This is a genomic window from Corynebacterium mucifaciens, from assembly GCF_012396315.1.
In the GTDB taxonomy this organism is placed as follows: Bacteria; Actinomycetota; Actinomycetes; order Mycobacteriales; family Mycobacteriaceae; genus Corynebacterium; species Corynebacterium mucifaciens.
Genome location: NZ_JAAXPF010000001.1, coordinates 247,647 through 272,105, shown reverse-complemented (window position 1 = coordinate 272,105; position 24,459 = coordinate 247,647). Strand labels below are relative to the sequence as shown.

22 protein-coding genes are annotated in these 24,459 nt (G+C 68.0%); 7 read left to right on the top strand and 15 right to left on the bottom strand.

The annotated features are described in order from the left end of the window. Window positions 1-7 precede the first annotated feature (7 nt). Together HF989_RS01345 and HF989_RS01340 are read right to left on the bottom strand one after the other, a co-directional pair. Window positions 8-901 carry a hypothetical protein gene (locus tag HF989_RS01345; RefSeq protein ID WP_168683563.1) on the bottom strand — a complete coding sequence of 298 codons (894 nt, stop codon included), beginning with the start codon at window positions 899-901 and terminating at the stop codon, window positions 8-10. Between the two features lie 99 nt (window positions 902-1,000). Further along, window positions 1,001-2,584, bottom strand: coding sequence for a carboxylesterase/lipase family protein (locus HF989_RS01340; protein WP_168683562.1), 1,584 nt, complete (start codon window positions 2,582-2,584; stop codon window positions 1,001-1,003). A 91-nt stretch (window positions 2,585-2,675) separates the two neighbouring features. On the opposite strand from HF989_RS01340, the gene HF989_RS01335 reads away from it, so the two are divergent. The 3 genes from HF989_RS01335 (at window position 2,676) to HF989_RS01325 (ending at window position 11,013) form a co-directional block, all read left to right on the top strand. Then, window positions 2,676-3,551, top strand: a complete 876-nt coding sequence (locus HF989_RS01335; RefSeq protein WP_210728887.1) for a hypothetical protein — start codon at window positions 2,676-2,678, stop codon at window positions 3,549-3,551. Beyond that, window positions 3,541-7,155 carry an ABC transporter transmembrane domain-containing protein gene (locus tag HF989_RS01330; RefSeq protein ID WP_168683561.1) on the top strand — a complete coding sequence of 1,205 codons (3,615 nt, stop codon included), beginning with the start codon at window positions 3,541-3,543 and terminating at the stop codon, window positions 7,153-7,155. The genes HF989_RS01335 and HF989_RS01330 overlap by 11 nt, the downstream gene beginning before the upstream one ends. Window positions 7,156-7,278: 123 nt before the next feature. Next, window positions 7,279-11,013, top strand: coding sequence for a multifunctional oxoglutarate decarboxylase/oxoglutarate dehydrogenase thiamine pyrophosphate-binding subunit/dihydrolipoyllysine-residue succinyltransferase subunit (locus tag HF989_RS01325; RefSeq protein WP_168683560.1), 3,735 nt, complete (start codon window positions 7,279-7,281; stop codon window positions 11,011-11,013). An 80-nt stretch (window positions 11,014-11,093) separates the two neighbouring features. On the opposite strand, the gene HF989_RS01320 is transcribed toward HF989_RS01325, so the two are convergent. Both HF989_RS01320 and HF989_RS01315 read right to left on the bottom strand, forming a co-directional pair. Beyond that, the gene (locus HF989_RS01320; protein WP_168683559.1) at window positions 11,094-11,807 is read right to left on the bottom strand and encodes a type 2 periplasmic-binding domain-containing protein; all 714 of its coding nucleotides are present in this window, start codon (window positions 11,805-11,807) and stop codon (window positions 11,094-11,096) included. Further along, entirely contained in the window at window positions 11,800-12,321 is a 522-nt protein-coding gene (locus tag HF989_RS01315; protein ID WP_246233728.1) for a general stress protein, read from the bottom strand. Before HF989_RS01315 ends, HF989_RS01320 begins: the two co-directional genes overlap by 8 nt. Window positions 12,322-12,373: 52 nt before the next feature. Between HF989_RS01315 and HF989_RS01310 the strand changes: the two genes are divergently transcribed. Then, window positions 12,374-13,510 (top strand): Mrp/NBP35 family ATP-binding protein, encoded by a 1,137-nt coding sequence (locus HF989_RS01310; protein ID WP_168683558.1) that lies wholly within the window; start codon window positions 12,374-12,376, stop codon window positions 13,508-13,510. Here the strand turns inward: HF989_RS01310 and tatB are convergent. The 3 genes from tatB to sigE are packed head-to-tail and all read right to left on the bottom strand — an operon-like array spanning window position 13,503 to window position 14,964. Then, window positions 13,503-13,925 carry a Sec-independent protein translocase protein TatB gene (tatB, locus tag HF989_RS01305; protein ID WP_168683557.1) on the bottom strand — a complete coding sequence of 141 codons (423 nt, stop codon included), beginning with the start codon at window positions 13,923-13,925 and terminating at the stop codon, window positions 13,503-13,505. The two genes, HF989_RS01310 and tatB, sit on opposite strands and share 8 nt — an antisense overlap. A gap of 10 nt (window positions 13,926-13,935) precedes the next feature. Continuing rightward, the gene (locus HF989_RS01300) at window positions 13,936-14,322 is read right to left on the bottom strand and encodes an anti-sigma factor family protein (RefSeq protein ID WP_168683556.1); all 387 of its coding nucleotides are present in this window, start codon (window positions 14,320-14,322) and stop codon (window positions 13,936-13,938) included. 18 nt (window positions 14,323-14,340) lie between these two features. Continuing rightward, window positions 14,341-14,964: an RNA polymerase sigma factor SigE gene (gene sigE, locus HF989_RS01295; protein WP_210728886.1), complete on the bottom strand. Its 624-nt coding sequence runs from the start codon at window positions 14,962-14,964 to the stop codon at window positions 14,341-14,343. Window positions 14,965-15,010: 46 nt separating this feature from the next. Here sigE and HF989_RS01290 point away from each other — a divergent pair, with 46 nt between their 5' ends. Further along, a complete protein-coding gene (locus HF989_RS01290; RefSeq protein ID WP_168683555.1) occupies window positions 15,011-15,685 on the top strand; it encodes an O-methyltransferase in 675 nt (224 codons plus the stop codon). Here HF989_RS01290 and glgC read toward each other — a convergent pair. Further along, complete coding sequence (glgC, locus tag HF989_RS01285) at window positions 15,682-16,899, bottom strand: glucose-1-phosphate adenylyltransferase (protein ID WP_168683554.1); 1,218 nt, start codon at window positions 16,897-16,899, stop codon at window positions 15,682-15,684. The two genes, HF989_RS01290 and glgC, sit on opposite strands and share 4 nt — an antisense overlap. Window positions 16,900-16,966: 67 nt before the next feature. Between glgC and glgA the strand changes: the two genes are divergently transcribed. Both glgA and HF989_RS01275 read left to right on the top strand, forming a co-directional pair. Then, window positions 16,967-18,124 carry a glycogen synthase gene (glgA, locus tag HF989_RS01280; protein WP_168683553.1) on the top strand — a complete coding sequence of 386 codons (1,158 nt, stop codon included), beginning with the start codon at window positions 16,967-16,969 and terminating at the stop codon, window positions 18,122-18,124. After that, window positions 18,121-19,521 carry a GH32 C-terminal domain-containing protein gene (locus tag HF989_RS01275; protein ID WP_168683552.1) on the top strand — a complete coding sequence of 467 codons (1,401 nt, stop codon included), beginning with the start codon at window positions 18,121-18,123 and terminating at the stop codon, window positions 19,519-19,521. The genes glgA and HF989_RS01275 overlap by 4 nt, the downstream gene beginning before the upstream one ends. 67 nt (window positions 19,522-19,588) lie before the next feature. Here the strand turns inward: HF989_RS01275 and HF989_RS01270 are convergent, their stop codons facing one another. The 7 genes from HF989_RS01270 to dapE are packed head-to-tail and all read right to left on the bottom strand — an operon-like array spanning window position 19,589 to window position 24,413. Next, window positions 19,589-20,449, bottom strand: coding sequence for a class I SAM-dependent methyltransferase (locus HF989_RS01270; RefSeq protein WP_168683551.1), 861 nt, complete (start codon window positions 20,447-20,449; stop codon window positions 19,589-19,591). Between the two features lie 17 nt (window positions 20,450-20,466). After that, window positions 20,467-20,637, bottom strand: coding sequence for a DUF3117 domain-containing protein (locus tag HF989_RS01265; protein WP_168683550.1), 171 nt, complete (start codon window positions 20,635-20,637; stop codon window positions 20,467-20,469). 4 nt (window positions 20,638-20,641) lie between these two features. Beyond that, complete coding sequence (locus tag HF989_RS01260; protein WP_210728885.1) at window positions 20,642-20,962, bottom strand: cell division protein DivIVA; 321 nt, start codon at window positions 20,960-20,962, stop codon at window positions 20,642-20,644. Window positions 20,963-20,972: 10 nt separating this feature from the next. Next, the gene (locus HF989_RS01255) at window positions 20,973-21,689 is read right to left on the bottom strand and encodes a glucosyl-3-phosphoglycerate synthase (protein ID WP_168683549.1); all 717 of its coding nucleotides are present in this window, start codon (window positions 21,687-21,689) and stop codon (window positions 20,973-20,975) included. Next, complete coding sequence (gene folP / locus HF989_RS01250; protein ID WP_246233727.1) at window positions 21,686-22,537, bottom strand: dihydropteroate synthase; 852 nt, start codon at window positions 22,535-22,537, stop codon at window positions 21,686-21,688. The genes HF989_RS01255 and folP overlap by 4 nt, the downstream gene beginning before the upstream one ends. After that, window positions 22,530-23,315, bottom strand: coding sequence for an LOG family protein (locus HF989_RS01245; RefSeq protein WP_168683548.1), 786 nt, complete (start codon window positions 23,313-23,315; stop codon window positions 22,530-22,532). Before HF989_RS01245 ends, folP begins: the two co-directional genes overlap by 8 nt. A 6-nt stretch (window positions 23,316-23,321) precedes the next feature. After that, on the bottom strand, window positions 23,322-24,413 hold the full coding sequence (gene dapE / locus HF989_RS01240; RefSeq protein ID WP_168683547.1) for a succinyl-diaminopimelate desuccinylase: 1,092 nt from the start codon (window positions 24,411-24,413) through the stop codon (window positions 23,322-23,324). Between the last annotated feature and the right edge of the window lie 46 nt (window positions 24,414-24,459).

Genomic DNA, 24,459 nt, shown 5'->3' with positions numbered 1-24,459 from the left:
CCCGGGGCTACACGCGGGCGGCGTCGCCGCTGTCGTCTTCGTCGACGCCCGGGATGTCGTCCTCGGACGCAGCAGCACTGGGAGCGCCGGAGCCGTTTGCGATGTCGTCGGCGAGATCGTTGTCCTCAGTTTCGTTGAGGTCGTCCTCTGCCTCAGCTTCGTCGTCGTCCTGGCCGAAGAGGTCGTACACCTCCGGCTCGTCGAAGTCGTCGTCGACGGGCAGCAGCTGGGCCTCCCAGTCCTCGGCCTGGTCGGCGGCGAGCGAGAGCACGTCGAAAAGCCGGTCGAAGTCGGTGAAGCTGCCCAACTCAAGGCGCTCGGCGTCGGCGAGCGCCTCATCGTGGATGACCTCGAAAAGACGCGCGCGGTCCTCGTCGGTGAGTTCGGCGTCGCCGTCGGACTCCCAGAGCTCGCTTTCCGCGTCGTCGAGCACGTCGTCGTAATCGTCCGGGAGGGCGACGAAGGTGACCGTGGCGTTCGGTGCCCCGTCGACGGTGTCGATGGTCACCTGCAGCTCCGCGTTCTCGCCGACCTCGGCGCGGACCTGCTGCGGGTTGAGGTGGTCCTGGAAAAACTCCAGGTCGCCGATGCGTTCGTCGGTGCCTTCGAGCAGGTCGCGCAGCACTGTGATCACCTGGTCGGTGGCCATGTGCTCCGCCACGGCAGCGACAGCGTCCTCCACGGAGAACACCACCGCCACCAACACGGCCTCGAAGTCCTCGTCGTCCTCGTCGACGTCCGCCGCGGCGATGTAGACGTTGGCGGCGGGCAGGTGCGGGTCAATCTCCACGAACTGGATCTCCAGCTCCGCGGTCAGGGGCACGAACATGGTGTCCCCGCCCACGCGGGACTCGATGCCGTCGCGGTCCAGCGCCGCAGCAATGTCCTCGAAAAAGCTCATGTCGGTGGTTCCTTCCACGTCGCGCCATCAGGCGTTGTGCGCCAGTCGGCCCACAACGCGCCCAAGCCTAGCTATGAAACCGCGCGCGTGCGTGTGATTTCAGGCGTCGCCCCACGCCGGGTGCGCGGCCCCGAGTAAGGAGGCTGCGGAGTTCATGAGGTCTTGTCTATGCAGGCCCCACTCGCGCATGTCAAAGCGTTCCCAAGCCCGTCGCTGCGGCGCCTTCGGGTCCCACTCCACGCGCATCCCGTCGTCGAACACGGCTGTTGCCCGCCCCGGCATCTCGTCGGAGCGGAAGCCGTACACGGGCCACTCCTCGCCCGGCGCGCCCGTGTGGAAGAACTTGCCCCAGTGGTACTGCATGACGCGGCTGACAGCCGAGAAACGCTCCGATGCATTGGACACGTCCCACTTCGAGGCCTTGGTGGAGTTCGGCTCGCCAAACACCGCGCCCAGGTCCGCGGTGTGCATCGCCCCGAGGCCGAGCCAGCGCATGGCCGCGGAGGCGTAGTCGAAGCGGTACATCCAGGTGCGGGCTTTTCTCCGGTGCGCGGTGGCCAGGATTACCGTCGGGGCCCAAAAGACGGCGTCGGCGATGAGGTCGGCGTAAGCGGCGCGCCCGCCCGCGTAGCCGTAGGCGCGCAATACCTCTTGGGCGTTGTCGGGGTCGAACGCCTCAAGCGCCCGGCGCGCGGCGCGCTGCCGGGATTTCGTGGTCTGGTAGATGGCTTTGGCAAAGCTTGCCTCGTCCGAGTTCGTGCCCACGATCAGCGGCACAGCGGCCTGCTCCCCGGCCTCGAACGTGTCGATGGGGTGGTCGGTGAGCGTCTCACCGTCGACTGTGGGCATGAAGCTGGTGTTCAACTGCACCAGTTCCTTGGTGTTTCGCTGCATGGATTGGCCCGCGCGCACGAGGTCCTCGGCGTTGGTTGTGCGTAGGTCCGCCAGCGTGGTGGTTCGCGGCAGGCCCATCCGGGTGACCAGCTCACGCACCCACATCGCCGCCTGCAGGCGCGAATGCACGCTGGCTGGCGGCGGCGACTGGGCCACTGCGCCGTGGAACAACCCCCGCGCGCCGGGGGCGCACATCAGGTGCACGACCGCCGCCCCGCCGGCGGATTCCCCCATGATGGTGACGCGGTCCGGGTTGCCGCCGAAGGCCGCGATGTTGTCGCGTACCCACTCGAGAGCCAGGATTTGGTCTAGCAGCGCCGGTGTGGCCACGCAGTCGTGGCCGAGCGAGCGAAAATCCAGGTAGCCCAGCACGCCGAGGCGGAAGTTCACCGAAACGTAAACCACCTGTGTGGCGTCTGCAAGCATGTGCCCCTGCAGCACCTTCTCGTGGCTCGCACCGGTGACAAACGTTCCGCCGTGGAAGTAGACCACCACCGGCAGTTCCTCGTCGGTGTCGGGGCGCACAATATCCAGGGTGAGGCAGTCCTCGGTCCCGATGACCATGTCGCGCCAGCCGAATGTGCCCTGCATGGCGGGCGGGGCGAAGCGGGAGGCGTCGTAAAGCCCCTGCCACCGCTGCGCCGGCTGCGGGGCCCGAAAACGCCCGGTGCCCGCGGTGGTTGCGCCGAACGGCACGCCACGCCAGGTGCGCATGCCCGAGCGCTCGTCCACCACGCCGCGGACGGCGCCCGCGGTGGTGTCGGCGACGGGATGTTCGGTGGCGCTCATGCGCCCCAGCGTAGACGGATGAGCGCCGGGCCCAACTATGCTGAACCGGCGTAAAAGACACCTGCGAAACCCGTGAGTGAAAGAGGCGGCCGTGTTTGGCACAAAGAAGAAAGCCCAGGACCTAGCGGTCCGCGACGAGATCGAGCAGGCGCGGCGGGAAGACCCATCGCAGCTGGAAAAAGACGCCGGCCCCCTTGGGCGGGCGTTTATCGGCGCGGTGGATAAGGCGGTGCAGCTGCAGACATCGACGATTCGTACCTACGTGAACTGGCTCCGCCGCCAGCACCCGGACGCATCACCGGCGCAAATCCAGCAGATTATGGACAAGCACCTGAAAAACACCGTCACTGGCACCGGTGCTGGCGTCGGTGCAACCGCTGCGGTTCCGGGCATCGGCCTGGTCACCGGCACTGCGGCCGTGGCGGGCGAGTCCGTGGTGTTTTTGGATCTCGCCGCGTTTTACGCCGTGGCCTCCGCCTACCTGCGCGGGGAGGATATCTCCGACCCGGAGCGCCGTCGCGCGCTGGTGCTGTCGCTGCTGATGGGCGCGAAGGGCTTGGCGATCGTCGACGCCATGCTGGGCGACGACGCCGGCACAATCCCCGGCAAATCCACCCTGGCGAAATTCTCCGGGCCGACCTTGTCCGAGACGAACAACGTGCTGCAGCGCGTGGCCATGCGCTCGCTAAAGAAGAGCCTGCGCCGCGCCTGGCTGGGTAAGCTCCTGCCGCTGGGCCTCGGCGCGATCGCTGGCACCGCCGCCAACCGCAAGCTCGCAGACGGCGTGATCTCCAACGTTCAGTCAGGCCTGGGCGCCGCGCCGGCCGCATTTGCTACCCCGCTGCCCGAGCGCGACGACGAGGAAACCAGCGCGGGGCTGAGCTTGAACCCGAAGGAGTTCGCGTCCTGGATCCTCGGCGTGTTCAACAACAGGGACAGGGCAGTAAAGGACAGCGGTGACAATTAACCGCCTGCTCACCCGGACCCTGCGCGCCAACCGCGCACCTGCGGCTGCGGCGTGTACCGCGGCGGCGCTCGCGGCGGTGTTTCAGGTGGCGGTGCCAGCGCTGACCGGCCGCGCGGTGGACATCGCCACCGGCAACGCCGAAGGGTCCGTGACCCGCATCGCCTGGCTGATGGTCGCGGTGGCCGCCGCCACCTATGCCTTCAGCTTCATCCGTCGCGTCACCGCGGGCCGGTTGGCCACGAGCTCCCAGCACTGGCTACGCACGGAGATTCTGCGCACCCTGCACCGCCTAGACGGACCCGGCCAAGACGACATCGTCACCGGCCAAATCGTCTCCCGGTCCATCTCGGATTTGAACCAGTACAACATGGTGCTGTCCAACCTGCCCATGTTGCTCACGCGCGTGGTGCAGCTCGCCGTCACCCTGGCTGTGATGCTGCGCATGGATGTGCCGTTGACCCTGATGTCGCTCGCGCTGCTGCCGCTGATCCTCTGGGAGGCCAACCGCTCCCGCAAAACGCTGTACGCGGCCACGTGGGTCAACCAGCACGCCACCGCGGAGTTGGCGGAGCACGTCGAGCAGACGGTCTCCGGCGTGCGCGTGGTCAAAGCCTTCGGCCAGGAGCAGCGGGAAATCGACCGTCTGGACCAGCTCGGCCGCCACCTCTACGCGGTGAAGATGCGCGCCGCGAAGCTCACCGCGCGTTTCCAGCCGGTGCTCTCGCAGCTACCCAAGGTGGCGCTGGTAGTCACCATCGTCGCCGGCGGCACGCTGGCCATCCGCGGGCAGATCACCATCGGCCAGTTCGTCGCGTTCACGGCGTACCTGACCTCGATGACATCGACCATGTCCATGCTGACCAACCAGTACGTGCGGCTGCAGATGGGCATGAGCTCGCTCGACCGCCTCGACGACGTGCTGCAGCTCGCGCCCGACACCGCCCCGGAAACCGCCGCCCCGGCCGACTCGAACGCCCCCGTCGGCCTGCGCTTCAACGACGTCCGCTTCGCCACGGGCGGCAACGACGTCCTCCACGGCTTCAGCCTCACCGTCCGCCCCGGCGAAACGGTCGCGCTCGTCGGCCCGCCCGGCGCGGGCAAGACCATGGCCGTCCAGCTCGCCGGCGGCTTCTACGAGCCGGACGCGGGGAGCGTGACGCTTCTCGACGGCAGCTCCGCCCTGCGCGAGCACGTCCTGTGCGTCTTCGACGACGCATTTTTGTTCTCCTCGTCGGTGCGCGACAACATCGCGATGGGCTCTCCCCTGCCGCCCGAGGAGCTCGACCGCGCGGTGCGCGAGGCCGCGCGCCTGGCGTGCGCGGACGAGTTCATCCAGCGCCTGCCGGACGGCTACGACACCAAAGTGGGCGAGCGCGGCCTCACCCTGTCCGGCGGCCAGCGCCAGCGCATCGCGCTTGCCCGCGCGCTCATGGCAAAGCCGGACGTGCTCGTGCTGGACGACGCGACGAGCGCCATCGACGCCGTCACCGAAGCGACAATCCTGGCCAACCTGCGCGAGGCACTCGCAGACATCGCGGTGCTCACCGTGGCGCACCGGCAGTCCACCGTGGACCACGCGGATACGGTGGCGGTGGTGCGGGGCGGAGCCGTCGTCAAGCTCGGCCCGCGCGACGAGGTCACCGCGAGCACGCAGTACCGCGCGACGATGTCCGCCGATGCCCCCGCGGCGCTTCCGCAGGCCCCAACGCAGGCGGACCTGTGGCCCGAGGTCACCGCACCGGAAAAGGAGCGGGTGATCGTGCCCACCTCGGGCCGGGCGTCCACGGTCAACGCCACGCCGGCGCTGCTCGCGCGTGTGGAGACGCTTCCCGCCGCCACCGAGCAGCCGGGGCTCACCGAGGAGCGCCTGGACCAGCTGCGTACCCCGTCGAGCGCGTTCCACGTGCGCGACCTCTTCCGCGCGGTGCGCTGGCTCATTGCCGGCACGGTCGCGCTGCTGGTGGTCGGGGTACTGGCGGACCTCGCCTTCCCCACCCTGGTGCGCGCGGCGGTGGACCGCGGCATCGCCAACGCCGACCAGGCCAGCCTGATCCGCACCGGGCTGATCGCGCTCGCCGTGGTGGTTGTCGCGTGGGCGTCCTCGGCCGCGATGACCGTGCTGTCCTCGCGCTCCGGCGAGCGCCTCCTGTACGGCCTGCGCCTGCGCTCCTACGCGCACCTGCAACAGCTGGGCCTGAGCTTTTTCGAGTCGCGCCTGTCCGGCACGATCATGACGCGCATGACCACGGACATCGACACGCTGTCCAGCTTCCTGCAGACAGGCCTTGCCCAGGCGATCGTCGCGGTCGGCTCGCTCGCCGGCGTCACCGTCATGCTGGTGGCCACCGACGGCGAGCTCGCCCTAGTCGCCTTCGCCGCCGTGCCGGTCATTGTGGTGGCAACCGCCTTATTTCGGCGCTACTCCAAGCGCTACTACGCCGAGGCCCGCGCGCAGATCTCCGCGGTCAACGGCGAGTTCGCCGAGCTCATCGGCGGCATCCGCGTCACCCAGACCCACCTTGCGCAAGACCACTTCGAAGACCGCTTCGCCGGCCTGAGCGACACCTACCGCCGACTGCGCATGCGCTCCGTGCGCCTGGTCGGCTTCTACTTCCCCGGCATGCAGTTCGTCTCGCAAGTCATGACCGCGGTGATCATCGGCGTAGGCGCCTCCCGCGTCGCGGACGGCACCCTGTCCGTCGGCGTGCTCGTCGCGTTCACTATGTACTTGAGTCAGCTCTACGGCCCCATCCAGCAGCTCGGCCAAATCTTCGACTCCTGGCAGCAGGCCACCGTGAGCTTCGACCGCATCCGCGAGCTGCTCGGCGAGCGCACCACCGTTCCCGACACCGGCCGGCGCGGAGGCGCCAGCGAGGCCGCGGCCGGGGAGCTTTCGCTTCTCGACGTCACCTTCGGCTACACCCCCGACAACCCCGTCGTCGCCGGGATGGATTTGCGCCTCGAGCCGGGCACCACCGTCGCCTTGGTGGGCCCGACGGGCGCGGGCAAGTCGACCGTCGTCAAGCTGCTCGCTCGCTTCTACGACCCGGTTCGCGGCGTGGTGCGGGCCTCCGGCACCGACATCGCCGAGTTCCCGCTGGCCGAATGGCGCCGCGCACTGGCCCAGGTGCCGCAGGAGTCGTACCTCTTCCCCGGCACCGTCGCCGAGAACATCGCCTACGGCGCGCCGGGCGCGACCGACGAGCACGTACAGGCGGCCGTGGAGCGCATCGGCGCGCTCGGTGTCATCGGCACCATCCCCGGCGGATTCAACGCGCGCGTGGGCGAACGCGGCCGGGGCTTGAGCTCCGGGCAGCGCCAGATCATCGCGCTGGCGCGCGCGGAGATGCTGCAGCCGAGCGTGCTGCTGCTGGACGAGGCCACGGCCACCCTGGATCCCGCCACAGAACGCGCCGTGCTCGACGCCTCAGACCGCGCGATGGTGGGCCGCACCTCCGTGGTGGTCGCCCACCGCCTGGCCACGGCCGCGCGAGCTGACCGCATACTCGTTGTGGATGATGGACGTATCATCGAAGACGGCTGCCACGAGTCCCTGATCTCCGCAGACGGAAGGTATGCCCATATGTGGTCCGCCAACCGATAACGGGGGTGAAACGCAGGGACCCCGTGGAGTGGAACAATACAAGTTAGCGCGCTACCAGCGCCGACGATTACAGTCAAAGAGACGTTCCGCGAAATCAATGGAGAAGGAAGGCGAGAACCTGCCGTGAGCAGCGAAAACACGTTCGGCCAGAACAGCTGGCTGGTTGACGAGATGTTCCAGCAGTACAAGGACGACCCGAACTCGGTGGACGCCGAATGGCGTGAGCTGTTTGAGAGCAAGGGCGCACCGAAGACTGCGAAGGGCACGTCGACCGTCACACCTTCCGCAGAAGGCGCAAGCGCCCCGAAGACCGACCCGAAGGTCGCGCGCACCACCGGCGCCCCGAGCCAGGACGGGCGCGAAACCAAGGTGGACGAGGCGGCGGCCAAGGTGGCCGCGAAGCCGAAGCGCTCCACTGCCCCGGCAAAGACCTCCCCGCTAGACAAGATCGCCCAGGTCGACGTCGAGCCGGGCGAGTTCCAGCTCAAGGGCGCGTTTAAGGCCATCGCCAAGAACATGAACGAGTCGCTCGAGGTGCCGACCGCGACCACCGTGCGCGACATGCCGGTCAAGCTCATGTTTGAGAACCGCGCGCTGATCAACGACCACCTCAAGCGCACCCGCGGCGGCAAGGTGTCGTTCACCCACATCATCGGCTACGCGATTGTCCAGGCCACCAAGCTGCACCCGGACATGAACAAGAACTACAAGGAGGACGGCAACAAGTCCTTCGCCGTGCAGCCGGAGCACATCAACCTCGGCCTGGCCATCGACCTGCCGGGCAAGAACGGCTCCCGCTCCCTGGTCGTCGCCGCCATCAAGGAGTGCGAGACCAAGTCCTTCTCCGAGTTCGTCGACGCGTACGAGGACATCGTGGTGCGCGCCCGCGACGGCAAGCTCACCATGGACGACTTCTCCGGCGTGACCATCCAGCTGACCAACCCGGGCGGCATCGGCACCCGCCACTCCATCCCGCGCCTGACCAAGGGCCAGGGCACCATCATCGGCGTGGGCGCGATGGACTACCCGGCGGAGTTCGCCGGCGCCTCCGAGGACCGCCTCGCCGAGCTGGGTGTGGGCAAGCTGGTCACGCTGACCTCCACCTATGACCACCGCGTGATCCAGGGCGCGGAGTCCGGCGAGTTCCTGCGCGACATCTCGCAGCTGCTCATCGACGACAAGTTCTGGGACGAGATCTTCCGCTCTCTGGAGATCCCCTACGCCCCGATGCGCTGGGCGCAGGACGAGCCGAACACCGGCATCAACAAAGACACTCGCGTCATGCAGCTCATCGAGGCGTACCGCTCGCGCGGCCACCTCATCGCGGACACCAACCCGCTGCACTGGCACCAGCCGGGCCTGCCCAAGCCGGACTCCCGCGACCTGCTCATGGAAACCCACGGCCTGACCCTGTGGGACTTGGACCGCGTCTTTCACGTCGGCGGCTTCGGCGGCAAGGAACAGATGACGCTGCGCGAGGTCATGTCGCGCCTGCGCGCCGCCTACACCCTGAAGGTGGGCACCGAGTACTCCCACATCATGGACCGCGACGAGCGCGAGTGGCTGCGCGACCGCGTCGAGGCCGGCATGCCGAAGCCGACCGGCCCGGAGCAGAAGTACATCCTGCAGAAGCTCAACGCCGCGGAGGCCTTCGAGAACTTCCTGCAGACGAAGTACCTGGGCCAGAAGCGCTTCTCCCTGGAGGGCGCCGAGACCCTGATCCCGCTGATGGACGCCATCATCGACACCGCTGCGGGCCAGGGCCTGGAAGAGGTCGTCATCGGCATGCCGCACCGCGGCCGCCTGAACGTGCTGTTCAACATCGTCGGCAAGCCGGTTGCCACCATCTTCAACGAGTTCGAGGGCAACATGCGCGCGGCCCAGCAGGGCGGCTCCGGCGACGTGAAGTACCACCTCGGTTTCGAGGGCGAGCACATCCAGATGTTCGGCGACGGCGAGATCAAGGTGTCGCTGGCCGCCAACCCGTCCCACCTCGAGGCCGTTGACCCGGTGCTGGTGGGTATGGCCCGCGCGAAGGCGGACAAGATCAAGGACGAGAAGGGCCGCGAGGACCACCCGGTTGTGCCGCTCATGCTGCACGGCGACGCCTCCTTCGCCGGCCTGGGCGTGGTCCAGGAGACCCTGAACCTGTCCCGCCTGCCGGGCTACACCGTCGGCGGCACCATCCACATCGTGGTAAACAACCAGATCGGCTTCACCACCACCCCGGATTCCGGCCGCTCCACCTTCTACGCCACCGACCTGGCTAAGGGCTTCGACTGCCCGGTCTTCCACGTCAACGGCGACGACCCGGAGGCCGCCGCATGGGTTGCCCAGCTGGCTGCGGAGTACCGCCGCGAGTTTGGCAAGGACGTCTTCATCGACCTCATCTGCTACCGCCTACGCGGCCACAACGAGGCCGACGACCCGACGGTGACCCAGCCGGTGATGTACAACCGCATCGAGTCCCACCCGTCCGTGCGCACCCGCTACACGCAGGATCTCATCGGCCGCGGCGACATCACCGAGGACGACGCGAAGAAGGCCGCGCAGGACTTCCACGACCAGCTGGATTCCGTCTTCTCCGACGTGAAGGCTGAAGAGGGCAAGCCGAGCGAGCAGACCGGCATCACGGATTCCCAGAAGCTCACCCGCGGGTTGGACACCTCCATCTCGGAGGAGCAGTTCAAGCGCCTCGCCGACGCGTACGCGAACCTCCCGGACGACTTCACGCCGAACAAGCGCCTGAAGTCCGTGCTGAAGAAGCGCGGCGGCTCCTTCACCGACGGCGACATCGACTGGGGCTGGGGCGAGCTGCTCGCCTTCGGTTCCCTCGCCGAGCAGGGCAAGTTCGTCCGCGTCGCCGGCGAGGACTCCCAGCGCGGCACCTTCACCCAGCGCCACGCGGTGCTGTACAACCCGGATAACGCCGAGGCGTACAACCCGCTGGATTACAACGCGCAGGAGGCCGGCAACGGCGGCCAGTTCCAGGTGTACAACTCCGCCCTGACCGAGTTCGCGGGCATGGGCTTCGAGTACGGCTACACCCTGGGCAACAAGGACGCCGTGGTGGCCTGGGAGGCGCAGTTCGGCGACTTCGCCAACGGCGCCCAGACCATCATCGACGAGTACATCTCCTCCTCGGAGACAAAGTGGGGCGAGCTGTCCTCCCTCATCGCGCTGCTGCCGCACGGCTACGAGGGCCAGGGCCCGGACCACTCGTCCGCCCGCATCGAGCGCTACCTGCAGCTCGTGGCGGAGGGCTCCATGACCATCGCCCAGCCGTCCACCCCGGCGAACCACTTCCACCTGCTGCGCCGCCAGGCGCTCGGTGAGATGAAGCGTCCGCTGATCGTGTTCACCCCGAAGTCCATGCTGCGCAACAAGGCAGCCGTCTCGCAGCCGGCGGACTTCATCGAGGTGGAGAAGTTCCAGTCCGTCATCGACGACCCGAACTTCGTCGAGCGCGGCAACAAGGTCATCGGCGACACCGACAAGGTGCAGACGATCCTGCTGTGCTCCGGCAAGATCTACTGGGACCTGGCCAAGAAGAAGGAAGAGGACGGCCGCGACGACGTCGCCATCGTCCGCGTGGAAATGCTCCACCCGATCCCCTTCAACCGCCTCTCCGACGCGTTCAAGAACTACCCGAACGCGAAGCAGATCCGCTGGGTCCAGGACGAGCCGGCCAACCAGGGCGCGTGGCCGTTCTACAACGAGCACCTGCGCGACCTGATCCCGGACATGCCGGAGATGGTCCGCGTGTCCCGCCGCGCCCAGTCCACCACCGCCACCGGTGTGGCGAAGGTGCACCAGCAGGAGGAAAAGCAGCTCCTCGAGGACGCGTTTGCAAAGTAGCTTGACGACGGCCTAACGGCCCCACCCGCCAAGCACCAAGGGCCCCGGGAATTCCCGGGGCCCTTCCTCGTGTGTAGGCGCTACCGCGCGCCGGATTGGTCGGCGGAGTCGCCGGCCGCAGCACCGCTGTCGTCCGGGTCGGCGACCTCGTCGGCGTAGACGTCGATGTGGGCGTACTCCATCATCCACTCGGCCAGCGCGTCCTCCACGCTGGAACCGTCCTCGACCTCGTCGACCATCTCCTCGATCCTGTCGGTAGCCATCACGCGGGTGATGAAGTTCAGGCGGTTGATTTCCCCCCGGTCGAACATGCCCGCCGTGAACAACGGGATCACGTTCTGCGGCAGGTCCCCGGCGCCGCTGCAGCCCTCTGCTGGCGACGGGTCGACGGTGCGCACCGACGCCGGAAGCGCCGCGACGGCAGCATCGTACACGGTCTCCGGCATTCCTTCGGCGCCGGCCTCGGCCTCCTCGGCCAGCTGCTGCGCGGCCGCGGTGTTGGTCTCCACCACGAGCCGGCCCGTGCACGCCACCACGAAGTCCACCGGCTCCTCCTTCAGCGCGCTCAGGGTGTCGTCGGTGGCGAAGTCGGCGGGGATGACGCTGGCGGGCCGGCCAAGCTGCTGCAGGATGTGGCGGTAGATCTCGCCCAACACCACCTGCTCCGGGTCGTCTGCGTCGATGCCGATGGCCACCGGGTCTTTGCCGGTGTGCTGCAACCCCGCGGCCGAGCACCCGCCGAGTGCCAATGCGGAGGCCGCCAGCGCGACAAACGCGCGGCGGGCGTTACGCATCGGGGTTGGCGGGCGAAGCGTCGTCGTGAGGCAGCTGCCCGGCGATGAGGTCGCGCGCACGCGGTGCCTCGTCCGGCTCGCAAAGCACGTCGTAGCGTCCCGCCACGATCGCCGTCGCCGAGGAGAAGTCGCGCTTGCCGCCGGTCAGGGCGTAGGCGACGGCGGCGAAGACCACACCGAAGATCGCGCCCATAATGAGCGTGGTGGTGAATATGACCCATCCGCTGCCGGGCTCGGTGAACAAGGACAGGATCAGGCCCAAAAACAGGCCCATCCAGAGGCCGGAGAGGGCGCCGGTGCCCAGCACCTTGCCCCACGTCAGGCGGCCGGTGATCTTCTCCACCTGCATGAGATCCACGCCCACGATGGACAGCTTCTCCACCGGGAACTGCGTATCGGACAGGGCATCCACCGCCTGCTGCGCCTCCGCGTACGTTTTGAAGCTGCCGACAGGCCAGCCGGTGGGCACTTCGCGCGCCACGCCGCGGGCGGGGTTATTCATGGGTGTTGTCATGCTCACCAGTGTATCGGTAATGCCTCGCCGCACCGTTATACTTCTCGGTGAGATGGCTACTGAACACACGATTACAGAAGCGGACGTCCTTACCGCCCTCGCGCGCGTGGAGGACCCCGAGATTGGCAAGCCGATCACCGAGCTGGACATGGTCGAGTCCGTGCGCATCAACGGCGCAGACGTGGCCGTGGGCATCTACCTCACCATCGCGGGCTGCCCGATGCGCGACACCATCGAAGGCAACGCGCGCGCCGTACTGGAAGAGCTCGACGGCGTGGGCGAGGTCAGCGTCGACCTGCACACCATGAGCGACGAGCAGCGCCGGGCACTGGCGCTGAAACTGCGCGGGGAGCAGACCGGGCCGGTGATCCCGTTCGCCGACCCGGACACGCGCACCCGCATCTACGCTGTGGCCTCGGGCAAGGGCGGCGTGGGTAAATCCTCCATGACCGTCAACCTCGCCACCGCGCTGGCCGCGCAGGGCCTGACCGTGGGCATCGTCGACGCCGACATCTACGGCCACTCCGTGCCCGGGCTCATGGGCTCGGACGACAAGGGCCCGACCGTGGTGGACGAGATGATTATGCCGCCGATCGCGCACGGCGTGCGCCACATCTCCGTGGGCCAGTTTGTGGAGGGCAACGCGCCGATCGTGTGGCGCGGGCCCATGCTCACCCGCGCCATCCAGCAGTTCTTGGCGGACGTGTACTGGGGCGACCTGGACGTGCTGTTCATGGACCTGCCGCCCGGCACCGGCGACGTGGCCATCACAGTGGCGCAGCTCGTCCCCAACGCCGAACTCCTGATCGTGACCACCCCGCAGGCCGCGGCCGCCGAGGTGGCCGAGCGCGCCGGCACCATCGCGCAGCAGACGGACCAGAAGATCGCGGGCGTGATCGAGAACATGTCCGGCATGACCATGCCCGACGGCACCGTCATGAACATCTTCGGCGAGGGCGGCGGCGAGCAGGTGGCCGAGCGCCTCACGCAGCTGACGGATTCCGACGTAGCGCTGCTCGGCTCCATCCCACTCGACCCGACGCTGCGCGAACACGGCGACACCGGCACCCCCGTTGTCATCTCCGAACCGGACTCCCCCGCCGCGAAGGCCATCCGCGCGGTGGCCGACCAGCTGAAGGTCCGCCGCGAGTCCCTCGCCGGCAAAAACCTCAACCCGCGGGTTAAGTAATGTCCTCCCAGGAAAAGCCCTTGCTTTGCGACGGCCGCTCCGCCTGATCCCGCCGCGGCTGCTTCCGCGCCCCCGGCGCCGGTCGAGGCCCCGACTTCGTGGGCTCCGGAGCGGTCTGCATCGGGCCGGGTTGTGCCGGGCCGTCCACGGCTTCGTCTTCAAACAGCACCTTGGCCATGGCGCGACGCGGACCCATCGCCGCGTACTGGGTGACGGTGCCCAGCGGTTTCTTGATCTCGTCGAAGCCTTCCAGCTCGCCGTTGAGCTCCGCTTTCGCGTTATTGATCGCCTTTCTCGCGGCGTAGATGGCCGCGCGCACGTCCTCGACGACCGACGGCAGGCGTTCCGGCCCGATCACGATGAGCCCGATGATCAGGATGAAGAAGATTTCGCCCCAGCCGATGTTGGAAAACACCTACGTCACCCTACTCTCCGCGCCGCTTGAGGGCTCCCAAGGATGACTGCACCGACGAGTGCAGCGCAGAACCCAACCGGCCGAGCCTCCCGCGCGGCGCGCTGAAACGGTCGCCGCTGACGTCGCTCCCGCCCGTCGCGTCGCTGCCGGGCTCATCCGCGCACAGCCCCGCCAAGCGCTCCACCAGCGAGGCCGGGGCATGCACGTCGGAGTCACCCACCACGCGCAGCCGGTTGGCCGCCTTGCGTTGGCAGTCCACCTCCGCGCGGCACTCGTCGCACGCTGCTAGGTGCTTTGCGGCGCGATGGAAGGCCGAATCCGACAGCTCACCGTCGACGAAGGCGGCGACCGCTTCGGGGTTGAGGTGGTCGGTGGATTTGAATTCGCGTTTGGCCATGCGGATCACGTCGCTTGTCTAGCGGGTGCGGATGAGTTCCTTCGCGTGGGCGTCGTTGAGCGCCTGCGCCTCGAGGGACTCGCGCAGTTGCGCGCGGCCGCGGTGGATGCGCGAGCGCACGGTGCCCATCTTCACTCCGAGGGTCTCGCCGATCTCTTCGTACGTCATCCCCACCACATCGCAGAGCACGACGGCAACGCGGAAATCCGGCGCGAGGCCGTCCAGCGCGCGTTGCAGCGCCGGGTCCAGGTTGGCCACGTTGTAGGCCTCCTCCGGCGTCATGTCAGTGCCGGGGACGCGCTCGTAGTCCTCCGGCAACGCCTCCATGCGGATCTTGGCGCGGCGGCGCACCATGTCTAGAAACAGGTTGGTGGTGATGCGGTGCAGCCAGCCCTCGAAGGTGCCCGGCTGGTAGTTCTTCAAGCTGCGGAACACGCGCATGAAGGTCTCCTGCGTCAGGTCCTCTGCGTCGTGCTGGTTGCCGGAAAGGCGGTACGCGAGGCGGTAGACGCTATCGGCGTGCTCCTTCACCAGCTCCGACCACGTGGGCATGGCCCCTTCGCCAGCGTCGAAGGCGGCCGTGCCAGACAGTGGGGTTTCCTCGACGCTCATGCGGACCATTGTCGCAGACCGTGCTGCCATGCACCAGCTCCTCTCCTGTGAACTTCCTGGCTGCGCTCGCCCCGCTATGATTGCCGGTGTGAGTGAGACCGCATTTACCCAACTGAGCACCTACATCGCCGCCCGCCGGGACCACGTCTCGGAGACGGTGGGCGACGCCCTGCGCCAGGCGCGCGAAGAGGCCGAGGAAAACGGCGTAGCCACCCCCAGCCCCGTCGTGGGCGACCTGCTCACCGTGCTGGCGGCTAGCAGCGAGGCCTCCCAGGGCGCCGTCGCCGTCACCCCCGCCGCTAGCGTCGCCGGTCTGCACATCCTCGCGGGCCTGCGCGAGAAGGCCACGTTAACCTGCATCGAGCCGGAGGCGGCGTTGCAGGCGGGCGCTAAGGGCGCGTTCCGTGCCGCGGGCTTCGCGCCGTCGCGGGTGCGCTTCCTCACCTCCCGTCCGCTCGACGTCATGGGACGCCTCGCCACCGGTGCCTACCAGCTCATCTACGCCGACGTTGCCGCCGTGCAGCTGCGCCCGCTCATCGACGCCGCGTGGCCCCTTCTCGCCCCGGGCGGCACGCTCGTCCTCGCCGGTTCGCTGCTCGACGGCACCGTGGCCGACACCACGCGCCGCGACCGTGAGACGGAGGCGGCGAGGGAGGCGGACGCTTTCGTTGACACGCTTGCGCTCGACGGCGCCGCCATTGCGCGCCTGCCTCTCGACGGCGGGCTGACGCTCGTGACCAAGCGGCGCTAAATCACCTCGCCCTTGCCCACGCAGACGACGCCGTTCGGAGAGACGGTGAAGCGCTCGCGGTCGCGCTCGAGGTCCACGCCGATGATTTCGCCGTCGGAGACGTAGACGTTTTTATCCAGGATGCAGTGGCGCACCACCGCTCCCCGGCCCACGCGCACGCCCGGCATCAGTACCGAACCCTCGACGGTCGCGCCTTCCTCTACGCGCACGTCCGTGGACAGCACCGAATTGCGCACGGTTGCGCCCGAGATGATGGAGCCGGACGCGACGATGGACTCCTGCGCAATGCCGCCCATGACGAACTTCGCCGGCGGCAGGTTGCCGTCCTCGGTGGCGTGGATGGGCCACGCCTTGTTGTACAGGTTGAACACGGGGTGAGAAGAGATCAGGTCCATGTGGGCCTCGTAGAACGAGTCGATGGTGCCGACGTCGCGCCAATAGCCGTGGTCGCGCTCGGTGGCCCCGGGGACCTCGTTGCGCGAGAAGTCGTAGACGTTTGCCTCGCCCTGCGCCACGAAGTACGGGATGATGTCGCCGCCCATGTCGTGGCTGGAGTCCTCGTTTTGCTCGTCTTCCAGCAGCGCCTGGATGAGCGCCTCGGTGGAGAAGCAGTAGTTGCCCATCGACGCGTAGGTCACCTCCGGGTCGTCCGGGGTGCCGGGTGGGTCGGCGGGCTTTTCCAGGAACTCGGTGATCGTGCCATCGTCGTCCGACTGAATGCAGCCGAACGCGTGCGCCTCCGAGCGCGGCACCCGGATGCCGGCCACGGTGGCGGACTTGCCGGACGCGATGTGGTCCTCCACCATCTGCGAGGGGTCCATGCGGTACACGTGGTCCGCGCCCAGGACAAGGACGTAATCCGGGGCGTCGTCATAAATAAGGTTCAGCGACTGCACGATCGCGTCCGCCGATCCCGAATACCACCGCTTGCCGCGGCGCTGCTGGGCCGGCACGGAGGCGATGTACTGCTGCGTGGGCCCAGAGACGTTCCACGCGGTGGCCACGTGGCGGTCCAGGGAGTGGGACTTGTACTGCGTCAACACCGCAATGCGCATGTAGCCCGCGTTGACGAGGTTGGACAGGACAAAATCGATCAGACGGTAGTTGCCGCCGAACGGCACGGCGGGTTTGGCGCGGTCGGCGGTGAGGGGGAACAGGCGCTTGCCCTCCCCGCCGGCCAGGACGATGGCGAGAACTCGTGGCTGGCTCTTCATACGCGCAAGGCTAATGAGAATTTTGGGCCCGTGCAGGGAATCGCGCACGTGCGTAGGCTCGGCGGGCATGAAAGTCGGAATGTTCACCCGCGAATACCCGCCGGAGGTCTACGGCGGCGCTGGCGTGCACGTCACGGAGCTGACGCGTTTCATGCGTGACATCGTGGACGTGGACGTGCACTGCATGGGCGCCCCGCGCGACGAAAAGGACGTCTACGTCCACGGCGTCGACCCCGCACTCGAGGACGCCAACGGCGCCATCAAGACGCTGTCCACCGGCCTGCGCATGGCCGACGCCGCTGGCGGGCTGGACGTGGTGCACTCGCACACCTGGTACGCGGGCCTGGGTGGCCACCTCGCCGCGGCGCTACACGAGATCCCCCACGTGGTCACCGCGCACTCGCTGGAGCCGGACCGCCCGTGGAAGCGCGAGCAGCTCGGCGGCGGCTACAACGTCTCGTCCTGGTCGGAGAAGAACGCCTTCGAGTACGCCGATGCGGTCATCGCCGTGTCTGCCGGCATGAAGCAGGCGGTGCTCGAGACGTACCCGCGCATCGACCCGGCGAAGGTGCACACCGTCTTAAACGGCATCGACCCGCAGAAGTGGTTCCCGGATACCGGCACGATCGCCGAGGAGCTTGGCGTCGACCCCGACAAGCCCGTGGTCGCCTTCGTAGGACGCATCACCCGCCAGAAGGGCGTGCCGCACCTGCTGAAAGCTGCCCAGCACTTCGATGACGACATCCAGCTCATTCTGTGCGCAGGTGCGCCGGACACCAAGGAGATCGCGGCGGAGACCGAAGGGCTCGTCGATACGCTGAAGGCGCAGCGAGACGGCGTCTTCTGGGTGCAGGAGATGATGCCGCCGGAGAAGGTTCGCGAGGTCTACTCGCTCGCCGATGTCTTTGTGTGCCCGTCTATCTACGAACCGTTGGGCATCGTGAACCTCGAAGCGATGGCTTGCGGCACCGCCGTGGTGGCCTCGCGCGTGGGCGGCATCCCAGAGGTCGTCGTCGACGGGGAGACCGGCATACTAGTGGACTACAGTGCCGACGACGCCGCCGGCTTCGAGCAGGGCTTGGCCGATGCCGTCAACGCCGTCGCGGGAGACGCCCAGCGCGCCGCCGCCATGGGCGATGCCGGCCTGACGCGAGCCAAGACCGAATTCTCCTGGGCAACCATTGCGCAAGACACCGTGAATATCTACAAGGGGCTGATGAGATGACCGTTTACCGTCCGGAACTACACGCGACCGCAGAGCGCGGCATCCTCGAAGGCCCCGCTGGCATCTACCGCACCGGCGGGCCGGACGACCGCGTCTGGCACATGTTCTACCAGTACCGCCCCACACCGGACGCGCCGAGCCGCTGGGGCCACGAGATCAGCGAGGGCGACTCCTTCAGCTGGCTCGAGTGCGACGACGTGATCGCGCCCGTCGGCGGCGAAACCGCCGTGCGTGCGGGCAGCGTCGCGTCTGCGGGCGAGGGCGTGGACTTGTATTTCACCTCAGCGACCGCGGCCGGCAACACCATTCAGATCGCGCACGTGGCGCACGTCGATGAGCTGTGCTCGGAGACGGATGAGGCGGAGGACGAGGAGGTCTCGAAGGCCGTCACCCGCCTCGGCGCCGTGGTGGAGGACGCCGCTGGCGCGACCAACTTCCGCTCCCCCTGCGTCGTGCCGAACTGGGACGCTGGCGTGGACCGCGAGCACGCGCACGAAGGATGGCTCATGCTGGCCGTCTCCGGGCCCGAAACTGCGCCCAAACCGGTCGTGCTCACCTCCGACGACGGTCGCGACTGGAAGTTCGAAGGCGCGCTCGAATTCGACGGCGACACGGGCATCGACCTCGACGCCTCCCTGGTCGCGCCGCGCATCGTGCGCCTGCGCGACGAAGTGGGCGGCGAGATCCGCGACGTACTGTTCATCACCCTCGAACGCGATGGCAAAGACACCGCCGTCTACGCCGTCGGCGAGCTGCGCGGCCACCGGTTCCGCGTGGACACGCCGTTTACCCTCCTGGACCACGGCCACGACTTCACACGCCCGCGCAACACCACCTACAACCTATCCGAGACGGCGAAGCTCTACGAGCGCGCCTACCTCTACGGGTTCATGACCAACACGGACCGCAACGGCGACCCGACCCGCGAGCCGAACTGGGACGCGGAAGGATGGGCCAACGCGCTGACCCTCCCGCGGCGAGTCACGCTGCAGGGCGGACGCCTGTACCAGGTACCCGCCGTGGGCTTGCCTGACGCGGTGGACAGCACCGACCGCGCCCGCATGTGGGCCGGCCTGTGCGAGATCGCGCCGGGCTCCTCCGTCACAGTGGAGGTTCTCGACGGCAACGGCGAGCCGGGCGTGGTGATCACGCACGCCGGCGACCAGCTCACCCTGGATCGCCTCGACGGCTCCCCCGCCACCGCCACCTTGAACGACGAGGACGAGGACAACATCACCGTCATCGTCGACGGCTCGACCATCGAAGTCTACGCGGGCGGCGGCAGCGTCGTTATGTCCTCGCGGGTGTGGCTGGACGGCAACTGCTCCGGTATCCGCACCCGCGCGCACGACGGCGCGGCCATTTACAACGAGTGGCGCCGCGGCTACATGGGCTAGCCGCCTCTCGACGCAAAAACGCTGCCGCCCCACCCATCGCACTGGGTGGGGCGGCAGCGTTGTTGTGTTAGGCCTTGCGCATGCGGACGAGCTGCGCGCGGGCGGTGACCTCCATCTGCTCCGGCAGTTCCGCCAGGCGCGCCTGCAGCACCTCCGGGTCTAAGTGGCGCGCGGACGGGCTCATGCCCACCTGCGCGGCGATGACGTCGCGGCCGAGTTGCATGGGAAATTCGATGAGTTCCGGGTCCGCCGCGGGTGCGAGGTGGCCCGCGGACTGGGCAACGAGCCGTTCGATCTTGCCGTCCTCGACGCCGAGGATGCCTAGGGGTTCGCGTAGCTCGTCGAGGTGGCCTTGGTCCGCGACGAGCATGACTGCCTCCCCGCCGTCCACCAACACGCGCGCGAACTCCGCCGGGTTGCGCGGTGCGAACACCACTGCCAGCGCGTGGACGGAGCCGGTGCGGATGGGCAGCTGCTCCCACACGTCCGCCACCACGGCGCCCACGCGCGGGTGGGATTTAGCCAGGTGCTTGGCGGCCGGGACGGACACGTCGAGGCCCACGCCGCGCGCGCCCTCGATCAGGTCGAGCGTGTGCGCCAAGTAGTAGCCGGTGCCCGCGCCGGCCTCCATGACAACTGGATCGGCGTCGCCGGCGGCGCGCTCCACAACGTCGGCAACCGCGTCGGAGACGGCCTCCACAAACGGTGCGAAATGCCCGTTGGACAGGAACGTTTCGCGGGAGTTGACCATCTCCAGCGAATCGCCCTCGTGCCCGATGCCCTTGCCGGCCGCCAGGGTGACGTAGCCCTGCTTGGCCACATCATAAGAATGCCCCGATTCGGAGACGAGACGGGTAAATCCGTCCGCGCCCCGAAGCGGGGTAAGGTCTGCCGGGTCGGCCAGCACGTCCACAATGTCGTTGAGCATGTGGCGATACTACCGCGTTAGGCTCCTGCTGCCTCCGTGAGCAGACGGCCGAGCTCGCCAGCCTCTTCCTTGGTCAGCTCCACCACGAGACGGCCGCCGCCGTCGGACGGGATGCGCATCACGATCTTGCGGGATTCCTCCACCGCTTCCATCGGGCCACTGCCGGTACGCGGCTTCATTGCTGCCATTCGCTTACGCTCCTTTTACTTCGTGATGACGGACTGCGGACGATCCTACCTGAGCATCCCGCCTATCGACGGGCCCAAGGCGCCCACCCGCCAACTGCTCCAGCAGCGCATCCACCTGATCCATGCGGTATCCGCGGTGCACCACTTCGAGCTGGATGTCGCCGAAGTTGCCCTCTTCTACGGCGCGCCGGTTGGCCTCTTGCACCTCCGCTGTGGGCGGCATGGGTGGCAACGCTTCCCCGCGGCCGAAGACCGAGGCGAACACGCGTACACCAACGATGCTGAGCGCCGCGAGGATGAGGATGAGCACGGTCCAGGAGAACATGGCGGTCAGTTTAACCGTCGACCCAGGCGGGGCGCTCGCGCACCTCGGTGTCGCCCACCCCGGCGCGCGCGAGGATGGTGCGCGCCACCACGTCGGCCATCGGGCCCAGTTGCGCGAGCGGCCGGTTCCGGTGCTCGCGCGGGCTCAGTTCGGCCTGGGCGATGGCGGCGGGGGTGTGGGCGGACGCGACGTCGATAAGCAGTCCCGCCTCTACCCCGTAGCCCGCGACAAACGGCATCCGTAGTGCGGTGGAGCGGCGGATGGCGTACTCGCCCGCGAGGGGTTGGCGGATGTGCGCGAGCTCGGGGAACAAGGCCCTCAGCAGCGGTTTCGCGGTGAGCTCGGTGACGCGGCCGCCGGCGTGGGCGCGCTCGTAGGCGGCTTTGACCAGGTGGACGGTGTCGTCGCGAAACGGCGCGGCGAGCGCGTCGACCCACCACGGCTCGAGCGATGTCACATCCGCGTCGATGAACACGACGACGTCACCGCTGGCCGCCTTCACGCCGCGCCACAGCGCCTCGCCCTTGCCCGCCCACGGCTCGCGCGGATCCACCTCGCGCCACGGCACCACCCACGCACCGGCTGCGGCGGCGCGCTCGGCGGTGGCGTCGGTGGAGTCCGGGTCGACGACAAGCACCTCGTCGGCGCACGACTGCAGGCACGCCTCGACGACCCCGGCCACGGTGTCTTGCTCGTTGAGCGCCGGGATCACCACGCTGACGCTCACGCGAGCCCCCGGACGGTGTACAGCGGTGCCATGTCACCCTGGATCGCGGCGGTCATGCGGATCACGTCCAGGGTGGCCTCCACCTCGTGGACGCGGAAGGCTGCCACACCGTGCGCCACGGCCCAGGCGGTGGCCGCGAGGGTGCCGGGGACACGCTCGGCAACGTCCGCGCCGCCGATGCCGCGGTTGACGGTCTCGCCCACGAAATCCTTGTTGGACAGCGCCATCAGCACCGGCCAGCCGGTGGCCACCAGCTCGTCCACACGGCGCAGCAGCTCCAGGCCGTGGTAGGTGTTCTTGCCAAAGTCGTGGGTCGGATCGATGAAAATTTTCTCCTCGGGCACGCCCAGGTGAACAGCCCGCTCAGCCAGCGCGGTGGTCTCTGCGATGACGTCGGCCACCACGTCGTCGTAATGCACCCGGTGCGGGCGGGTGCGCGGTGTCACTCCGCCGGTGTGCGAGCAGACGTAGCCCACGCGGTTCGCGCCGGCCACCTCCACGAGTTCCGGGTCGAAGCCGGCCCACGTGTCGTTGACCAAGTCGGCACCCGCGTTGATGGCCGCCTCGGCCACCTGCGCCCGCCAGGTGTCCACGCTGATGGTCACGCCCGGGTGGCTTTGGCGGGCCAGCTCGATCGTGGGCACGACGCGTTCGATCTCGGCGGTGACGGACACGTCGTCGCCAGGCCCCGCCTTCACACCACCGATGTCGATGATGGTGGCGCCGGCGGCCACGGCGGCGTCGATGCGCTCGAGCGCCTTCTCCGCCGCGAACGTGGCGCCCTTGTCGTAGAACGAGTCAGGCGTGCGGTTGACAATCGCCATGACCTGGGCAAGCGGCCTACCCATTGTTGAGGCGCTGGTCCGTCATCTCGCTGTGGGCGTCCACGATGTGGGCCACGGCCTCCTCCACGGAATCCGTGACCAGGTACAACTTCTCGTCGCCGGGCGTGATCAAACCGCGGGCGAGCAGCTGGTCTTCGATCCACGCCGTCAGACCAGACCAGAACTCGGTGCCGATGAGCACGATCGGGAAATTGGTCACCTTGCCGGTCTGCACCATGCACAGCACCTCGAAGACCTCGTCTAGCGTGCCGAATCCGCCAGGCAGCGCGATAAACGCCTGCGAATACTTCAAGAACATGGTCTTGCGGGCGAAGAAGTAGCGGAAGTTCAGCCCCAGATCCACCCAGTCGTTGAGGCCCTGCTCGAAGGGCAGCTCGATGCCCAAACCCACCGACAGGCCGCCGGCGTTGTGAGCGCCCCGGTTCGGCCCCTCCATGAGCCCTGGCCCGCCACCGGTGATCACGGCGTAGCCGGCATCCGCCAACGCGCGGCCGACCTCGTGGGCCTGCTCGTACTCCGGGGTGCCCTCCCCCAGCCGCGCCGAGCCGAAGACGGTGACAGCCTTCGGCAGCTCGGACAGGGCGTCAAAGCCGGCGACGAACTCGGACTGGATGCGCATCACGCGCCACGGGTCCTCGTGCTTCCACTGCCCGTCGGCGTGGCCGGCGGACTCGAGCAAGCGCTGGTCGTGCGTGGAGGTTTGACGGTCCTCACCGCGCAAGGCGATCGGGCCGCGCAGCTTGCGGTCACGGTCCGGGCGGGGGATGTTCAGCGGGGCCATATGGAACTACTCGCTTTCGTTGGCGCTCAGGTACGACGTCAGCTGCTCGGAGACCTGCGTGATCTGGTCCACTGGGCACTGCTCGTCCTTCTTGTGGGCGAAGCCGGGGTCGCCGGGGCCGAAATTGACCGCGGGCACACCCAGGCTAGAAAAGCGCGCCACGTCCGTCCATCCGAACTTCGCGCGGAACTGCCCTCCCACCGCCTGCACCAGCCCGGCAGCCACCGGGTCGCCCAAGCCTGGCAGCGCGGCTGGGGAGATGTCGTCGTAGGTCAGCGTCAGCTCGTCGTCAAGCTGCAGCGCTTCTTCTAGGTGCGCCTTCGCGTCGTCCACGGAGCGGTCCGGGGCGTAGCGGAAGTTGACGATCAACCGCGCGTGGTCCGGGATGGTGTTCGTGGCCACGAACCCCTCCAGGCCCACCACGTTGAGCCCCTCGCGGTACTCGCAGCCGTCGATGACGACGCTGCGCGGCTCATACGCGGCGATGCGGGTGAGCACGCCGGCAAGGTCGTGCGCGGCGTTGTGGCCGAGCCAGCTGCGCGCGGAGTGAGCGCGAGTGCCGTGCGCGTCGACGAAGACGCGGATGGAGCCCTGGCAACCGGCCTCGATGATCGCACCGGACGGCTCGCCGAGGAGCGCAATATCGCCCTCCAGCAGCTCCGGGTGTTCGCGCTCCAAGTGGAACAGGCCGTTGTGCTCCTGCGCTACCTCCTCGCCCTCGTACGCGATGACGGTTAGATCGTGCGCGGACTTGCCCGGGGCCGCCAGGCGCGCAAACGCGTTGAGGTAGCAAGCCATGCCGGACTTCATGTCCACGGAACCGCAGCCGTGGAGGGTCCCATCGACGAGCCGATGGGGCGTGTTGTCCGCGAGCGGCACCGTGTCGATGTGCCCGGCGAGGACCACCCTGCTCTCAAGCCCGAAATTCGTGCGCGCGACCACGGTGTTGCCGAAGCGCTCCACCTGCGCGTGCTCGAGGCCGCGCAAGGCTTGCTCAATCGCGTCCGCGATCGCCTCCTCATGGTGCGAGGGCGACTCGATATCCACGAGCGCCGCGGTGAGGTCAACTGGGTCAGCGAAAAGATCTAACGTAGTCACACCGCGATCCTACGTTCGCCGCATCCGTGTGTGTCAGCGTTGCCGA

Coding starts and splice junctions, on each gene's coding strand:
- HF989_RS01345 (WP_168683563.1), bottom strand. CDS start 901: ATGAGCTTTTTCGAGGACATTGCTGCGGCGCTGGACCGCGACGGCATC.
- HF989_RS01340 (WP_168683562.1), bottom strand. CDS start 2,584: ATGAGCGCCACCGAACATCCCGTCGCCGACACCACCGCGGGCGCCGTC.
- HF989_RS01320 (WP_168683559.1), bottom strand. CDS start 11,807: ATGCGTAACGCCCGCCGCGCGTTTGTCGCGCTGGCGGCCTCCGCATTG.
- HF989_RS01315 (WP_246233728.1), bottom strand. CDS start 12,321: ATGACAACACCCATGAATAACCCCGCCCGCGGCGTGGCGCGCGAAGTG.
- HF989_RS01310 (WP_168683558.1), top strand. CDS start 12,374: ATGGCTACTGAACACACGATTACAGAAGCGGACGTCCTTACCGCCCTC.
- HF989_RS01300 (WP_168683556.1), bottom strand. CDS start 14,322: ATGGCCAAACGCGAATTCAAATCCACCGACCACCTCAACCCCGAAGCG.
- sigE (WP_210728886.1), bottom strand. CDS start 14,964: ATGGCAGCACGGTCTGCGACAATGGTCCGCATGAGCGTCGAGGAAACC.
- HF989_RS01290 (WP_168683555.1), top strand. CDS start 15,011: ATGATTGCCGGTGTGAGTGAGACCGCATTTACCCAACTGAGCACCTAC.
- glgC (WP_168683554.1), bottom strand. CDS start 16,899: ATGAAGAGCCAGCCACGAGTTCTCGCCATCGTCCTGGCCGGCGGGGAG.
- glgA (WP_168683553.1), top strand. CDS start 16,967: ATGAAAGTCGGAATGTTCACCCGCGAATACCCGCCGGAGGTCTACGGC.
- HF989_RS01275 (WP_168683552.1), top strand. CDS start 18,121: ATGACCGTTTACCGTCCGGAACTACACGCGACCGCAGAGCGCGGCATC.
- HF989_RS01270 (WP_168683551.1), bottom strand. CDS start 20,449: ATGCTCAACGACATTGTGGACGTGCTGGCCGACCCGGCAGACCTTACC.
- HF989_RS01265 (WP_168683550.1), bottom strand. CDS start 20,637: ATGGCAGCAATGAAGCCGCGTACCGGCAGTGGCCCGATGGAAGCGGTG.
- HF989_RS01260 (WP_210728885.1), bottom strand. CDS start 20,962: ATGTTCTCCTGGACCGTGCTCATCCTCATCCTCGCGGCGCTCAGCATC.
- folP (WP_246233727.1), bottom strand. CDS start 22,537: ATGGGTAGGCCGCTTGCCCAGGTCATGGCGATTGTCAACCGCACGCCT.
- HF989_RS01245 (WP_168683548.1), bottom strand. CDS start 23,315: ATGGCCCCGCTGAACATCCCCCGCCCGGACCGTGACCGCAAGCTGCGC.